11 protein-coding genes and 1 pseudogene are annotated in these 15,581 nt (G+C 68.7%); 5 read left to right on the top strand and 7 right to left on the bottom strand.

All coding sequences use genetic code 11. The features are described 5' to 3' along the window. Window positions 1-241: 241 nt before the first annotated feature. The 4 genes from OH768_RS07735 to OH768_RS07750 all read right to left on the bottom strand — a co-directional run bounded on the left by OH768_RS07735 (window position 242) and on the right by OH768_RS07750 (window position 6,158). Window positions 242-2,503, bottom strand: a complete 2,262-nt coding sequence (locus OH768_RS07735; RefSeq protein ID WP_406451383.1) for a transglycosylase domain-containing protein — start codon at window positions 2,501-2,503, stop codon at window positions 242-244. 60 nt (window positions 2,504-2,563) lie between these two features. Beyond that, on the bottom strand, window positions 2,564-4,804 hold the full coding sequence (locus OH768_RS07740) for a bifunctional polysaccharide deacetylase/glycosyltransferase family 2 protein (protein ID WP_406451385.1): 2,241 nt from the start codon (window positions 4,802-4,804) through the stop codon (window positions 2,564-2,566). A 16-nt stretch (window positions 4,805-4,820) separates the two neighbouring features. Beyond that, a complete protein-coding gene (locus OH768_RS07745; protein WP_406451387.1) occupies window positions 4,821-5,489 on the bottom strand; it encodes a hypothetical protein in 669 nt (222 codons plus the stop codon). Between the two features lie 174 nt (window positions 5,490-5,663). Continuing rightward, window positions 5,664-6,158, bottom strand: coding sequence for a DUF1877 family protein (locus tag OH768_RS07750; protein ID WP_406451389.1), 495 nt, complete (start codon window positions 6,156-6,158; stop codon window positions 5,664-5,666). 480 nt (window positions 6,159-6,638) lie between these two features. Between OH768_RS07750 and OH768_RS07755 the strand changes: the two genes are divergently transcribed. After that, window positions 6,639-7,388, top strand: a complete 750-nt coding sequence (locus OH768_RS07755) for an RNA polymerase sigma factor (protein ID WP_406451391.1) — start codon at window positions 6,639-6,641, stop codon at window positions 7,386-7,388. Then, complete coding sequence (locus OH768_RS07760; protein WP_406451393.1) at window positions 7,381-8,142, top strand: hypothetical protein; 762 nt, start codon at window positions 7,381-7,383, stop codon at window positions 8,140-8,142. Before OH768_RS07755 ends, OH768_RS07760 begins: the two co-directional genes overlap by 8 nt. Window positions 8,143-8,359: 217 nt before the next feature. Here the strand turns inward: OH768_RS07760 and OH768_RS07765 are convergent, their stop codons facing one another. The 3 genes and pseudogenes from OH768_RS07765 to OH768_RS07775 form a co-directional block, all read right to left on the bottom strand. After that, window positions 8,360-9,316 (bottom strand): expansin EXLX1 family cellulose-binding protein, encoded by a 957-nt coding sequence (locus tag OH768_RS07765; protein ID WP_406451395.1) that lies wholly within the window; start codon window positions 9,314-9,316, stop codon window positions 8,360-8,362. A 371-nt stretch (window positions 9,317-9,687) separates the two neighbouring features. Next, entirely contained in the window at window positions 9,688-11,256 is a 1,569-nt protein-coding gene (locus tag OH768_RS07770) for a sensor histidine kinase (RefSeq protein ID WP_406451397.1), read from the bottom strand. Continuing rightward, window positions 11,253-11,543, bottom strand: a pseudogene (locus OH768_RS07775) (winged helix-turn-helix domain-containing protein); the annotation flags it as partial. The gene OH768_RS07770 and the pseudogene OH768_RS07775, both read right to left, overlap by 4 nt. Before the next feature lie 1,790 nt (window positions 11,544-13,333). On the opposite strand from OH768_RS07775, the gene OH768_RS07780 reads away from it, so the two are divergent. The 3 genes from OH768_RS07780 to OH768_RS07790 all read left to right on the top strand — a co-directional run bounded on the left by OH768_RS07780 (window position 13,334) and on the right by OH768_RS07790 (window position 15,415). Then, entirely contained in the window at window positions 13,334-14,104 is a 771-nt protein-coding gene (locus OH768_RS07780) for a transposase (RefSeq protein WP_406451399.1), read from the top strand. Window positions 14,105-14,434: 330 nt separating this feature from the next. Beyond that, window positions 14,435-14,797: a hypothetical protein gene (locus OH768_RS07785; protein ID WP_406451401.1), complete on the top strand. Its 363-nt coding sequence runs from the start codon at window positions 14,435-14,437 to the stop codon at window positions 14,795-14,797. A gap of 12 nt (window positions 14,798-14,809) precedes the next feature. Beyond that, window positions 14,810-15,415 (top strand): OmpA family protein, encoded by a 606-nt coding sequence (locus OH768_RS07790; RefSeq protein ID WP_406451403.1) that lies wholly within the window; start codon window positions 14,810-14,812, stop codon window positions 15,413-15,415. Window positions 15,416-15,581: the final 166 nt, after the last annotated feature.

Below are 15,581 nucleotides of genomic sequence, written 5' to 3' on the forward strand. Positions count from 1 at the left end.
CCGGCCTCCGAGTGAAGGTGCCGATGAGCGGCATGCGACGGGTTGTTCTTCGAGGTCGGTGTTCAGCGTACTCGGCCGAGTAAAGGAGTCTGTGTGGTCGGGCTTCCGCCGGACAGCCTCGTCGCCTCGCACACCGCCTTTCACGCATCTGCTCGAAGACCGCCGAGTTGCGTGCCGGATCCTGCGGGGCCCACGGGGAACAGCGGGCTGATGTCTCCTGCAGTGGCCGGTGCTGTCGCGGTCAACGGCACTTGTGGTGGTTGCACTTGGCGCGGGTTGTCGGGGCGCCCGGCGTCGGGACGGGAGCAGTGGTCGTGTTCTTGCCGGGCTTGCCGTCGTGCTTGGTGGGAGCCGTGGACGGAGAGGGCGAGGGCGAGGGGGCACCGAACTCGTCGGTGCCCTCGCCGAGGGAAGTGGGCGCGGGGAAGGGGGCGTCGGGCAGGCCGGTGAGGGCGGCGCGCATGTACTGGGTCCAGATCGCGGTGGGAATGTCACCGCCGAACACCTTCTGCAGACCACCTACGCCCACCAGGGACTGAAGCTGTGGGTGGTTGGAGTCCTCGCGGAAGAGGACGACGGAGGTGGCGAGTTGCGGGGTGTAGCCGATGAACCAGGCCGAACGGTAGTCGTCGGTGGTTCCGGTCTTGCCTGCGGCGGTCCTGCCGAGGGCCTGCGCCTTGGTGCCGGTGCCCCGGGCTATGACGCCTCGGAGTACGTCGGTCACGTTGTCGGCGACCGCCGTCGGCAGGGCCCGTACGGGGGCGGGGGCGGTGAAGGCGGTCAGTACCGAGTCGTTGTGGGTTACCTTCGTGACCGAGTACGGGGCGGCCTGCATACCGGAGGCGGCGAAGGTCCCGTAGACACTCGCCATCCGAATGGCGCTCGGTGTCGAGGTGCCGATGTAGAAGCCGGCGCTGGGGGCGGCGAGGCTGCCCGGGCGCAGGCCGAGGGATTGCGCCGTCCCCGCCACGTTCCCGTAGCCGACGTCCTCTCCCAGTTGTACGTAGGGCGTGTTGACCGAATCCTCCATGGCCTTGCGCAGGGTGATGTAGCCCCAGCGCTGGGAGGTGTCGTTGTGCTGGTGGAGGAGGCCGGTGGGGTCCTTGGGGTCGGCGACGTAGGTGCCCTGCTGGTCCTTGATCCTGATGCCGTCGTCACCGTTGAACCGGCTGGCCGGGGTGATCGGCTCCGGGGACGTGCCGGGTTGCAGTACGGCGCCGTGCTGGAGTGCGGCGGCCAGGACGATGGGCTTGAAGGTCGAGCCCACCGGGACGCCGGAGGTGTCGGCGTTGTCCGAGTAGTGGGCGTGGTCGAAGCCGGGGCCGCCGTAGACGGCGAGGATCCTGCCGGTCGCGGGGTCCACCGAGGCGGCTCCCACCTGGACGTCCCGGTCGACCGACCGGTGGGCCGGGTCGAGGCGTTGCCCCCGCACTGCTGCGACGGCCCTGGCCAGTGCCGCCGTCTTCTTTCTGTCGAAGGTCGTGTGGATCTGGTAGCCGCCCCTGCTCAGGCTGCTCTCGGTGATGGTCGGGTCGTGTGTCTCGGCGTAGGACCTGGCGAGTTGGACCAGGTAGCCGGTCTCGCCCGTGAGCCCTGAACCGCGGGTCCACTTCGTGGGTGCGGGGAAACCGGCGGCCGCGTACCGTGCCCGCTGCCCGGGCGTCAGCTTGCCGGTCTTCACCATCCGGTCCAGCACCCAGGACCAGCGTGCTTCCGCCTGTTTCCTGGCCGCGGGGTCGGAGTCCGCGTACTGGAAGAGGCTCGGCTCGTTGACCGCCGCGGCGAGGAAGGCTCCCTGACTGACGTCGAGCTTCTCCACCGGGAGGTTGTAGTACATGTGGGCCGCGGCCTGGATGCCGTTGGCCTGACGGCCGAAGAAGCAGGTGTTCAGATAGCCCTGGAGGATCTGCTCCTTGCTCATGGCTGCGCCGATCTTGGTGGAGATCAGCAGTTCCTTGAGCTTGCGTGAGACCGTCTGCGACTGATCCAGGTAGGTGTTCTTGACGAACTGCTGGGTGATCGTCGAGCCGGACTGGACCGAGCCGCCCTCGGCCATGTGGACGACTGCACGGAGGATCCCCTTCGGGTCGACGCCCGGGTCGGTGTAGAAGGAGGCGTTCTCCGCGGCGATGAAGTCGCCCTGCACGTCGGCGGGTACCTGCGCGAGTGACACGTTCTGCCGATTGACGCTGCCGTCGGTCGCCAGGACCGTACCGTCCGACCAGTAGTAGACGTTGTTCTGCAGCAGCGTCGTGGGATTGGGGTCGGGGATGGTGACCGTGGCGTAGGCATAGCCGACGGCCGCTGCCGTGCCGCCGACGAAGAACAGGAAGAGCCCCAGCAGTTGGCGCACCGAGGGCAGCCAGCGGCGCGGGCCCGTCCTGCCTCGGTGCGGGTAGTCGATCCGACGTTTCTTCTGTGGCGCCCTTCTCCGGGAGCGGCCACGCCCGGCACGTGTGCCGCCGTCGAGGCGCTGCGGCGGTCGGCGTCGGTGTCCGCTCATGGGCTCTGCTCACTGTCCTCTCAGTACAAATAGTTTCGATTGGCTATGGATAGTTGCAATTCAGTACAACTGCTGCGTCTCGTACGGATATTGCTGCGGGAGGCCGGGGTCCTGCCGAGGGAAGTCCGTGCCGGGCACCTCCGCGCCCGCCGGGACCCGCAGGCTGCCGTAGCGCTCCATGCGATGCCACCTCAGTCGTGAGCCGGACACGGCGGTGACGACGGACTGGATCACCACCAGGTACATCAGCTGCCGGTAGACGAACTGCTGCAGCGGCAGGGTCCACAGCGGGCCGGGGCGCTCTCCGTCCAGGCGGAACGCGTACAGGCCCATCACGAGTTGCAGCAGCAGGAAGGCCAGCCACAGCCCGATGATCCGGAGCGGGTCGAGGAAGAGCAGCCCGTACAGGGCGAAGATGTCCACGACGGGTGCGAGCAGGGGCAGCAGTACCTGGAAGAGCAGCAGATAGACCAGGCCCCGGCGGCCCAGTTTTCCTGCCGCACCGCGCTGCACCAGCGCGCCGCGGTGCTTCCACATCGCCTGCAGGGTGCCGTAGCACCAGCGGTAGCGCTGGCGCCACAGGGCGTCGAGTGACGCGGGGGCCTCGGTCCAGGCTCTCGCGCGCTCCTCGTACACCACGCGCCAGCCGTCCCGGCACAGTGCCATGGTGAGGTCGGTGTCCTCGGCGAGGGTGGTGTCGCTGACGCCGCCGACAGCCAGCAGCGCCTGACGGCGGAACGCGCCGACCGCTCCCGGTACGGTCGGCATGCACTCGGCGAGGTCGAACAGGCGGCGGTCGAGGTTGAACCCGATCACGTACTCGATGTGCTGCCAACGGCCAAGGAGGCCACTGCGGTTGGCGACCTTGGCGTTGCCCGAAACGGCTCCCACTCGGGGATCGGCGAAGGGCTGCACGATCGTGCGGACGGTGTCGGTCTCGAAGACCGTGTCGCCGTCGACCATGACCACCAGCGCACAACTGGCCGCGGCGAGCCCGGTGTTGAGTGCGGCCGGCTTGCCCGCGTTCTCCTGGCGGATCACCCGTACCGGCAGGTGGAGCGACTCCACCAGGTCGGCGGTGCCGTCGGTCGAACCGTCGTCCACCACGATGATCTCGACCGGATGGTCCGAGGCGAGCAGTGAGCGTACGGCCGCCTCGATCCCCGCGCTCTCGTTGTACGCGGGGACGATGACACTGACCGGTTCGGTCACCGGCGGCCCCCAGGACCGGCCCCGGCCCCGGCGCCTCGTCCGCAGTCGCCGGTGCCGGTGGGCCGTGACGAGCACGACCGCCGCGCGCAGCACACTGATCGCTCCGGCCGCGTACATCAACAGCCCCAGCAGCCACACCAGCCAGTCGCCGGCCTGCAGCACCCGGATGAGGGCCAGCCCCTGCAGATGGTCCCCGAGCCCGGTGGGCTGGACGGGTGCGGCCATACCGACCGCGTCGGACACCGTCGCGAACCGGAAGCCCTGTGCCTTGAGCCGTGGCAGCAGGGCACTCAGCGCGGCGACGGTCTGGGACCGGTCACCACCGGAGTCGTGCATGAGCACGATCTGTCCGTCCCGGCCGTGCGGGGTCGCGTTCGCGAGAATGCGGTCGACACCGGGACGCTGCCAGTCCTCGGCGTCCCGGGTGGCGAGGACCGTGACGTAGCCCGCCGCGTCGGCCTGCTCGATGACGGACCAGTCGGCGTCGTCCAGTGCGTCGTTCCGCGAGGAGAACGGCGGCCTCAGCAGTGCGGTGGTGACCCCCGTGGCGCCGGCCACCGCCAACTGCGTCTCGCGGAGCTCCACGGAACGCTGCCATGGGGCGAGGCGGGCCAGGTCGGGATGGGTGAAGGCGTGGATGCCTATCTGATGGCCGTCGGCGACGATCCGGCGAACCAGGTCCGGGTGGGCCACGACCTGGGTTCCGACGACGAAGAAGGTCGCGTGCACATGGTTGCGGCGCAGCACGTCCAGGATCCGTGGCGTCCAGACGGGGTCCGGGCCGTCGTCGAAGGTCAGCGCGATGGTGCGTGCCTTCACGCGGGCGGTGTGCGGGGCCGTGGCGGCGTTCGCGATCACGGGTCCGCCATGCACCACCTGGCTGGGTACGGCTCCGTCGTGGCCTCGGGCGCCGGTGGCATCGTCCGAGGCGATGCCGAACATGTGGTGGGTGTAGCCCTGCAGCAGCAGGGCCGTCGACAGGGTTACCGCGAGCACGCTCAGCAGCAGCCAGTGACTGCGGGGCGTGATCCGGCGGGTGCGGCTGTGACGACGGGAGGGAGCGGCGTTGCCGCGTCGGCGGTTGGTCACGGCAAGGGGCCCTGGATCACTTCTTCACGGGCTTGTGGGACGAGCCGGTCGCGCGGCCCTTGGATGTGGAACCGGGGGTGACGGCGGGGGTCGAGGCCGACGACGTGGGGGCCACGGCTGGCGCGGCGGAGGCCGTCGGCTTGTCGGTGGGGCGGGAGGTCGTCCGGGCCGCCGTCGGGTCGGGGGCCTTCCGGGCCGCGGTCGGGCTCCCGATCTCCGGGGACCGGGCGGTGCCGGGCGAGGAGTCGGGTGCGGTCGCCCGGGGCGTGGCAGGGTGCGTGGAGTGCGGCTGCGGCACGAACGGAGCGCTGATGGTGGGGCCGCCCAGCGCGGAGCTGATCAGCAGGGCGACGTAGCCGCCGGCGGGGATCACCAGGAGCCGGGCGGCGCGGAGCACGCGACGCCGGCGGCGCCCCGAGGAATCGACGAACACCGGCCGCACCGACGGTCTCGTCGGCGTCTTCGGTCCTGGTACGGGAAGGCCCGACGGGTCGGCCTCCGGGAGCGGCACGGTGAGGACGTCACCGTGGGGTGAGTCCCACTCCGTCGTGACGGGGTCCCAGGTCAGCAACTCCGTGTCGGCCATCGCGCCGCCGTCGTACTCGTGGCCGTAGGCATACGCGTACCCGGAGCCCCCATACGGCTCCTCGCTGTACGCCCCGCCGCTTTCGTTCGTCCACTGCACGGGTCGTGCCCCCTGTCCTGTCCGACCGACACGGTCGCCCGCATGGACAGAGCGAACGCGGCCGGAAGTGTTACACCTCGGTTTCGCATAACGGATCAATGGGACCTAGATGCCCAAGCCGAACAAGAAATTGACTGTCGGCCTCGGGCTTCCGGCCCAGACCCTTCGCGTGCCTCAGGCCGGCAGCAACTTCACCACCGCGTCCCCGTGCTCGGCCGTCTGCGCGTAGAACGCCTTCAGCTCCTGGTGCGCGGCCGCGAACGCACCCCAGGTCTCGGGCTCCGCGGTCACGCCGCCGTAGCGCGGTACCAGTTCGTCGCGGGCGACATCCCACAGCGCGTCGAAGTCGGCCGCCGCCAGGAACCCGGCAACCCGGCGGGCCTGGGCCGCCGTCAGCACCAGGAGGGGCGGCTTGTGTCGGTCGGGGCGGAACACCGGGCGGCCACCGAGCACCACCTGGGTCCGTGGCCGGTCCTCGGCACGATGCGAGAGAGCACCGGCGTAGATCCGCTCCTGGTCCAGATAACGCTTGTCCAGCACCTCCTCGTTGTTCCGACCGAGCCGGTGCCGGACGGTCGCCGAGTTGTCCCCGAACAGTCGTTCAAGCCAGGTCGCGCTGTTGCGCAGTGCCGGGGGCGGCACCGCTCGCAGTCGGAGATACGTACTCATGCCAGAAGGAGCGCACGGGGGCGCCGAAGCATTACGCGACCCGGCGGACCCCGTTCCGGCAAGACCGCCGCGACCGTCGTGCGCGCGAGGGTGATGTTGTCGGGCGTACGGGGGTGATGTCGCCCGCGCCACGCCCGACTGCCTGCCGTCGGTCCGAGGCGCCTGCGGGGTAGCCGGAACCCGCGCAGTGGGCGGGTTCCGGCCACCCAGCGCTCGGCCGACGCGAAACGTCACCGGGCGGGGGCGGTGCCGGTCGCGCACCGCCCTCCGCATATCGAATCGCGGGGCGCCGGGGAGGTGTCGAGCCGCCCCTTCGTGCCGGCAGCGGCTGCGCGGCGGAGCGCCGGCGATGCCGTGGAGGAAGCTGATGTGTTGTGACACTTCTGTGAGCACGGACGCTGGTCAACATGGGGCCGTCGATGCGACCGGAGCACGGCGGACGGCACGGACCCACTCTGAACGGTGCGAACGAGGACAGTTTTGGGCCAGCTACGGCGACCCCGGCGCGTGCAGACGTACGACGGGGAATTGGGCGCGGCAGTCGAGCGAGCCCAGGACGGCGACGAATCCGCCTTCACGATCCTCTATCGGATCGTGCAGCCCAGCCTGCTCGGCTACCTGCACGGGCTTGTCGGCGACGACGCGGAGGACGTGGCATCGGACGCCTGGCTGGAAATTGCCCGTGACCTCGAACGTTTCAAGGGAGACGGGGCCGGGTTCCGTGGCTGGACCGCGACCATCGCCCGGCACCGTGCGCTGGATCACCTGCGGCGCCAGCGTGTGCGGCCCCGGGCGGGCGGGACCGAACAGGACGTACTGGACCTGCCCGCCCCGCACAGCACCTATGACCAGGCCCTGGAGTCCCTCTCCACCGAGCGGGCCCTGGACCTGGTCCGCGGGCTGCCGCGGGACCAGGCCGAGGCCGTGCTCCTGCGGGTCGTCGTCGGCCTGGACGGTCCCGCCGCCGGCCGCGTCCTCGGCAAGCGCCCGGGAGCGGTGCGCACTTCCGCCCATCGCGGACTGAAACGCCTCGCGCGCCAGCTGGGCGCCGGCAGCGAAGTGGACACGGGTGTGACGGATGAGGCTTCCCGAACGCTGGTGGAGTCGGAACGAACAACGACAGCAGCCGAAATGAACATAGACGGCCGCGGTGGGCCGACGTACAGGCACCAGACGGCTATACCGAACGAATCGAACCTGTCGGACAAGAACGGAAGCGGACATGGGTGAACGGCTGAGCGGCGACGGAGTTCCGGGCCGCCAACGTGCGCACCCTGGTGGCGCCGCGTCCGACCCGTGGGACGCGCCGGACACCGCCGGACTGGAAGCGACGCTGGACGCCGTCATCCGCGGCAGAGATCTCGACCCGGAGGCCGAGCAGCGCGCCCTGGTCGCCTTCCGGACCACCCGCAACCCGGGCACGCACCGGGCGCGGACCCGGCGCCGGGACGACTGGCGACTGCCCGCGAAGCGGCGTGCCGGGCGACCCGTGAAAACGACGTTCGGCGTGGTATTCGCCAGCCTGGCCCTGGGTGGCGTCGCGGTCGCGGCCATCGGTTCCGCCGGCTCGTCCACGGACGGCGCCGGTACCGGCCGGGCGACCGAGCACCCGTCGGTCGCCCCGGACCGGCCGGGCAGTGCGGCCTCGTCGGCGCCGACCGGCACCGACCGGCCGACGGACGGTTCGTCGCCCGCCCAGAACACCGAAGCCCACTGTCGCGCCTACGAGCAGGTCAAGGACCGCGGCAAGGCGCTCGAAGCGACGGCCTGGCAGCAGCTCGTCGCGGCCGCCGGCGGGAGTGACAAGGTCGCCGCGTACTGCTCCGAGCAACTGGCGCAGGCGACGTCCACGCCGAGCAAGTCGGTCGGCACGGGCAAACCCAGCCAGGCCGCAGACGCCGGCAACGGCACGGCGGGCAACACCGGTTCCTCCGGCAACGGCCAGACAAGTGGAGCCAAGGGCAAAGAGAAGAAGCCCAAATAACGCCTCGTACGCGTCAACCCCACCCACCCGAAACCCCCACCGACCTCGTGGGCCGGATCCTGTCCGTCCCCGTCGGGGCCGACCACCTGCTCGACGCACACCGCTCCCCCTTCGGTGGGTGTGGCTCAGGTGATGGTGAACTGCTTCAGAACGGTGGTCGGCTCCGTGCCGTCGGCGATCGCGTTCCGATCGGAGGAGCCCGCTGTCGCCGACGTGGTCAGTGTCGTGCGAACTGCAATCGCGTGGGCTGCACGACGTCCGGCCGTAGGGCGACTCCGTCGACGGTGAGTTGTTGTCCGTAGATGTCGGTGAGCCTGATGGTGCCACCACACCCGCTGCCGTCGGGAGAGAGGAAGTAGTTGTAGTCGGTACGGGCCAGTTGGCGCCAACTGCCGCCGCTGCGGACCTCCAGCCGGGCCAGCGGGTTGCGGTGGCCGATCGCCTGGATGCCGCACCAGTAAGGGCTGGACCCGGTCTTGTAACGGATCGAGATCGTGCCCGATGTGTCGGGGCTCAGCAGGCTCCAGGTGATCGCGAGCCGGCCGGTCGAGACGGGGGCCAGTTCGGCGAAGGCCTGTTCGCTGAGGTCGAGTTGCCCGGGCGCACAGGGCAGCGGGCATTCGTTGGTGATCCGTACTGTGACGGAGGCGCCGTTCGCCGCGTGGACGCGTATGTACGCCCCGCACGCCCTGGACGTCTCGTAGTCGGTCGTGTTCATCGCCGCGATCATCATGTCGCTGCTCGGACCGTACGAGCAGGCGCCGTCCCCGACCCCGGCCTTGTAGACCGTGGCGACCCCCGGGTAGGTGACCTTGGGCCGGATCCGCCCGGCCGGCGACGTCGTGACGGGAGCCTTCCGCGGGGAGGTCGATGCCGGCGTCGCCGACCTGGACGGGGAAGCCTTCGGCGGGGTCGGACCGGCGGACGCCGTCACGGAACTCGTGGAGGTCGTGGACGGGGACGCGGAGTGCCCAGGCGAGCCTGCCGGGAGAGTCTCCTGGGAGTTGGCGACGGCAGTGGCCGCCGCCGGCCCTGCGTCCTCCTTGCGGTCTGGCTGCATCGTCATGACCAGGCCGACGAGAAGTCCTGTGACGATCAGTCCCGTGGTTGCGCCCACCATCAGTCGGCGTCTGCGCCTGCGCTGCCACGCCGCCTGACGTGTTGTCTCCTGCATGTCCATCCGTTCGAAAGAGCGAGTCGGTGTTGCACTGCTCAGTGGTCACAGGCGGCGCAAAGGTTGCCGCCGACTTCTCGGCGGGCCGGATACGGGCGCATGACCAGCCGGACAGAAGTGCCGGGCACGGGACAGCACCATGGCTTACGGCGTCTGGCTACGGAGGAGGATCCGCTCGCCGTCGACGCACTCCTGGTGACCGGTCGACCGCTCGCATCCCGCCCTGTCACCGCCAAGGCCCCTTCCGCACCCATCCGCGGAATTCCGCCGTGCGCACCGGCCACGGAGACGCTCCACGGCCGCATCGACCGCGGGTCGTCCTCCAAGTCCCGTCCTCCATATGCCCGGGGACCCGCTGTCGCTCTGGGCGCCTATGGGCCGCACCTCCCGTACCCGCAGGAGCAGCGGCGTTCGGGCCCGGAGTCGGCTGCGGGCAGAACCAGGCGGAAGGTGCAGCCGCGGCCGGGGGCCGTATCGAGTTCGAGGCAGCCACCGTGGCCCTCGGCGATGGTCGCGGCGATGGCCAGGCCGAGGCCGCTGCCGCCGTGGATGCGGGAGCGGGCGGGGTCGGCGCGGTAGAAGCGCTCGAAGACGAGCTCGGCGTCGACTGGTTCGAGGCCCGGCCCTTCGTCCGCCACCTCGACCACACTGATCGGCAGGCCCTCCGGCAGGGGTGGTGAAGCGGTGGTGCGTCCGGGCCGGTCCTTGCCGCCGGTTCCGCCACCCGCTTCGGTCATGCCGACACGAACATGGACCCGGGTGCCCGGCGGGGTGTGGGTGCGGGCGTTGGAAAGCAGGTTCTCCACGATCTGCTGCAGTCGGTGCGGGTCGCCGACGGTCTCCGCGACATCGAGTTCCTCCGCTCCGGTGGGATCGGCGGGGGTGTGCAGCGGGCCGAGGTCGACGGGATGGGACTCGCTGTGGACGGCGGCGGCGCTGACGGCGTCCGCCGCGAGGGACAGCAGGTCGACCCGCTCCCTGCGGTAGGAAGGTTCTTTGTCCAGGGTCGCGAGCAACTGGAGATCGTCGACGAGCAGACTCATGCGTTCCGCGTTCTGCGCGATGAACCGGTTGGCCTCGTTTCGTTCGAGGGCCGAACGCGGTTCAGTGCGAAGGGCAAGTTGGGCGTAGCCCTGGATGGCGGTGAGCGGAGTGCGCAGCTCGTGCCCGGCGTCGGCGACGAACCGGCGAAGGCGGGCCTCCGAGGCCTCTCGGGCCAGCAGCGCCTTCTGCAGACGGTCCAGCATGGAGTTCAGGACCCGGCCGAGTCGTCCGATCTCGGTATGCGCATCGGTGTCTGCCAGCCGCAGATCGAGCCGGCCCGCGGTGACGTCCTGAGCCGTCCGTTTCATTCTGGTCAAGGGGAGTAGCCCCAGACGAACCACCCACCGGCCCAGGGCGATCAGGGCGACGATCGTGACGGCGAGCAGTACGGCGTTCAACCACAGGAGCTTCGATGTGGCGCCGTCGACGGTGTCGAGCGGAAGAGCGACCACCGCGCTCATGCCGTGCGGACCGGGGTTCAGCAACACCCGCCACCGGCCGTCACCACTGACAGCGGACACGGTTCCGGGGTGCCCGTCCTGCAGCCCGAGGCCCTCCGCTTGACCGGCCAACCGAGGTCCTGGCTCGGTCTCGGAGCCCAGGGAGTTGTTCAGACGGCTCCCGGAGGAGTCGTAGAAGTAGATGTGGAAGTCCGAGGGAAGCACGTCCTGGCGTTCTCCCTGGGCCGGGAGCCTGTCTCGGAGTGCGTCGTAGTAGACGAGAGCCGGTGGATGGAACTCGACTGGCTGCTCGTCGACGCGGTCCAGCAGCCAGGAGTGAAGTACCACATAGCCGATCGCCTGGGAGATCAGGACTGCCGCGGTGGCGAGCAGAGCCGCTCCGAGGACGAGGCGCCGTCGCGGCGACCTGGGCGGCCGGGGCAGGAACCGGGTCACTGGTCCGATGTCCCTGCGCGGTCGCGGGGAAGCCGCAGGCAGTAGCCGACGCCGCGCACGGTGTGGATCAGTGGCGGCTCGAAGCGGTCGATCTTCCTGCGCAGGTACCTGACGTACGTTTCGATGATCCGGGAGTCGCCCGCGAAGTCGTAGCTCCAGACGTGGTCGAGGATCTGGACCTTGCTCACCACCTGGCCCGCGTTCGACAGGAGGTAGGCCAGGAACTTGAACTCCGTCGACGACAGGGCGATGTACCGTCCCGTGCGGTGCACCTCGTGGGCGCCCTCGGCCGCATCGTCGGCCTCCGGGCCCGGCGCATACCCCCCAGATAGCGGCCCAACTGGGCAGCCGCCAGAAGATAGTTGTCGCAGGTGGCCTCCGGATGGTTCCCCACCCGCAGCGAGCGGCCCGAGTCCTCAGAAAACCCCGGCCATGTCGTCGACAGCCCCGCGGTCATCCTCTCCAGGCCCAACGGCGGCATTTTCGCCGGCCTCCGAGTAAAGGTGCCGACGAGCGGCATGCTCAACCCCGAAGATCGGAAACGACCCATACGAAAAGGGCCCCCGCAAGCTCTCGCCTGCGAAGACCCTTCACACCGTCGGGACGACAGGATTTGAACCTGCGACCCCTTGACCCCCAGTTGCGGAGTCACCGAGCGTCGTGCGACGGGTCGTTCTTCGAGGTCAGTGTTCAGCGTACTCGGCCGAGTAAAGGAGTCTGTGATTTCAGGCCCCGCCAGGCAGCCTCGTCGCCTCCCGAACCGTTCTCCCCTGATCGATGGGAGCCACTCCGAACTCTTACACTTCCCTCGTCACGCCTCAGCCGAGAGCAGGCAAGTCAGCGGATGGGAACGGCCCTTGCGCTCTGAGCGTCCGTGGCCGACCCGCTTCCTTGGGGCCTGGTGCGGCTCCCCCACACGCGCTCGCAAAGAACTGATGGTTTATCAGGTACACCGGAACATGCAGGTGCCGACATCTGCGGGGCGTATAGAGCGGTCGCAGCGCTTGGTTGCAGGTTGGAGCCCCGCCGGGGGCGCACCGCTGCACCCCGTGTTTCCGCAGGTCAGGTGGGCCGTATGGCCTACCGATGACACCTCTCATGGCGCGTTGCTCGCTGCGCCGTAGACAGCTTCTGACGCTCTGGGAAGCAACGTCGCAGGCAGATGCGATTCCAGCGCTTCCGGACGTCCCGCAGGTTCGTGCCGGAGGGTGAACTCCAGCAAGCATTCGTCACGCTCTGCGACGAGGCCTCTCGTCGATCCTCGAGGACTCCGCGCCAGAAATCGCAGGGAAGGCGGACTTCTGACACCCGGCTGCAAGCCAACGCGCGGCTGCGCAGCTTTCTGAACCGAGGGGACATACCGATGCCTCGATATCGCCCGTTCAGAACCAAGCGCCATCCTCATCGGTAACCCGCTGATCCGCCCCGCGAAACCCCAGACCCGAACGGTTCCGGGCCTCGATGCGTACTGGACGCCCGTTTCAGATGGCCGGGGCGCGCCATAGGCGGTCACCGGCGGAGCCTGGGCCCGGAACGGCGGTCAAATCGACCAGGGATGGGACCGGCTTTGGCACATCCAAGACCTGGGCACCGACGTAGTACGCGTGGGCCCAGCCGTCGTCGACGATGACCAGGCCATATGGGCCAGGTGTAACGCGACTGCCGGAGCAACGGCGTTCGCGGTGGAGCGGTATGGCCTCATCGACGACCCGCACTACGAGGTCATACCTTCACCCGCATCCTGAAGGCTGTAGAAACTCTCCAAGAGGCCGCGAAGAACACCTCGTTGATGGGGGCGCATGCACTCTTGATCGAGGAAACAGTCCAGTAAAAGTTCACCCAAGCCCACGGCCCCACTCTGAAGTTGGTTCGCGATCGCACCTTGCAGTTGGAACGCAAGGTGCCGGTAGACATGGCCGACAGCGAGCAAGACGACCCATCAGCAGGAGGATCAATGGGCTTGGGCTTACGGCACTCCAAACAGAGTGCTGCACATCTGAAACTGGCTCACGAGGTTTCCTGGTGCCTCTCTAAGACTTGTCCCGTAACTGCTGGTCAGGGATGAGATGATCTTGTCGTGGCTGGCGTGATCACGGCGTCGGAGCCGTCCTGGATAGCCCCGTTCACCGGGCTGAGTCCGCGTCAGTTCGGGAAGCTGATCACCGCGTTGCGACGCGAGGGGGCAGATCCGGTGCGCAAGGGCCGGCCGTGGAGCCTGCCGCTGGAAGACCGGGTGCTGCTGGTCGCCGCGTACTGGCGGACGAACCTGACGCTGCGCCAACTGGCGCCGCTGTTCGGGGTGTCGAAGTCGGCCGCCGACCGCATCATCGACCACCTCGGACCCGCGCTCGCCCTCCAGCAGCGCAGGCGGTTCCGCAAGGACGCCGTGCTGATTGTGGACGGCACCCTGGTTCCCACCCGCGATCACCAGGTCGCCGAGCAGTCGAAGAACTACCGCTACTCGACCAACCACCAGGTCGTCATCGACGCCGACACCAGGCTCGTCGTCGCCGTCGGCCGCCCGTTGCCCGGCAACCGCAACGACTGCAAGGCGTGGGAACTGTCTGGCGCGAAGGACGCCGTCGGCAAGACCACGGTCATCGCGGACGGCGGCTACCGCGGCACCGGCCTGGTCATCCCACACCGCCGCGAACCCGGCCAGGCCGAACTCCCGGCGTGGAAAGAGGAACACAACACCTCCCATCGCAAAGTACGTGCACGCGTCGAGCACGCCTTCGCCCGCATGAAGACCTGGAAAATCCTCCGCGACTGCCGCCTCAAGGGCGACGGCGTCCACCACGCCATGCTCGGCATCGCCCGCCTGCACAACATCACCCTCGCCGGGTGACGGAGAAAAGGCAGGTAATCCAGCACGTCAAAGATCATTTACGGGACAACGCTTAAGCAAACGGTCGCATCTCCCGATTCCAAACCCTTTGGCGGGCAGATAGCCGGCAGTTCTATGGGCACTTGGACCGTCGCAACGTTCCCCAGACGCATGGTCAGTGCGGCGGCCCTGGTGACTTTGGCCTTCACAGTTTCCGGCTGCTCCGGCGGCAACCTGCACCACGATCGGGTCCTGACCGCCGCCGCCAAGGCCCGAGATACCGCCACTCGTACACAACAGGGCGCGCCCAAAGCTCCCTTGGCGGAGCTGGAGGGACAAGGCGGACTGGACTTGACGATCACGTCAGCCGAGCGGGACCCGGTGGCCGGCTACCTCACCGTACGCGGAAACCTCAAGAACGACGGGGCAGGCACGGTGGTGGTCCCCGCCGAGCTCCGCGGCAACGAGCTGGACGTCTTGCGAACTGGCCCGTCGCTAGGCGGGGCAACCGTCGTGGACTTCTCCCAGCACAAGCGCTACTACGTCTTGCGCGATACGGACGGGCGCCCTCTCACCACGACCGGCCTGTCCACGCTCAAGGCCGGTGAGAGCGTCCACGTCTTCATGCAGTTCCCCGCACCGCCAACAAGTACGACCACAATCGGCTTCCAACTGCCGTTGTTCGACACGGCGAATATTAAGATCTCCGGGTAAGGCGAGACTTCCATGTGCCCTGACCGGTCCCGCCTCGCGATCGCGCTCCTCGCCTTCACCACCCTGGTGGTAGCTCATAGCCCGGACCCCGGCAGTATCCAGCGGGCAGTTGCCAGTCCCTATCTGGCCAGCTCCGGCCTCGCGCTGCGCGGCGGTGCGACACTCGCCCCTCTCAAGATTCTCGACCTCGGTTCGGGTCCTCTTGCCATCAGCCGAGTGGTCGAGGATCAGGACGGCACCGAGCGCCGCAAGGACACAGACACGGAAGTGACGTACACGCTCCAGTCTGAGGTGTTGTTCGCCAAGGACAGCTCACGGCTGAGTAGTTCGGCGCAGTCCCGCCTCGCCGCGATCGCCGCAGAGATCAAGCAGCGGACAGTGACGAGAGTTCGCATCTTCGGCTTCACCGACAATCTCGGCTCTTCCGCGCACGGCGACCTCCTGTCTCAGCAACGCGCCAGCACGGTACAAAGCGTGCTGGCCAACGCACTCCCGTCGGCGGTCAGCTTCGAGACGCGAGGACTTGGCGAGCGGCACCCGGTCGCGTCGAACACGACGGAGGCCGGTCGACGAGAGAACCGGCGCGTCGAGATCTCGTTCCCGCAGGCGACGAGTTGACTCCTCCCACGGACAGGAACGGCGCTAGTTGCGGGCACACTCCACCAGCGCGGCGGAGCCGGCGCCGCGCAGATCGCCCCCTCACTGGGACCCCGCCGACACACCGTGGCCACTGCGGAGGTGCGCCGGCACCAACAGCACGAGTGAGATCTCCATACCAGTCCAG

The sequence above is a fragment of the Streptomyces sp. NBC_01622 genome (genome assembly GCF_045209635.1).
In the GTDB taxonomy this organism is placed as follows: Bacteria; Actinomycetota; Actinomycetes; order Streptomycetales; family Streptomycetaceae; genus Streptomyces.

Excerpts from the sequence above, each read along its gene's own strand:
- OH768_RS07760 (WP_406451393.1), top strand. The coding sequence starts at position 7,381 with ATGGGTGAACGGCTGAGCGGCGACGGAGTTCCGGGCCGCCAACGTGCG.
- OH768_RS07790 (WP_406451403.1), top strand. The coding sequence starts at position 14,810 with ATGTGCCCTGACCGGTCCCGCCTCGCGATCGCGCTCCTCGCCTTCACC.
- OH768_RS07735 (WP_406451383.1), bottom strand. The coding sequence starts at position 2,503 with ATGAGCGGACACCGACGCCGACCGCCGCAGCGCCTCGACGGCGGCACA.
- OH768_RS07750 (WP_406451389.1), bottom strand. The coding sequence starts at position 6,158 with ATGAGTACGTATCTCCGACTGCGAGCGGTGCCGCCCCCGGCACTGCGC.
- OH768_RS07765 (WP_406451395.1), bottom strand. The coding sequence starts at position 9,316 with ATGCAGGAGACAACACGTCAGGCGGCGTGGCAGCGCAGGCGCAGACGC.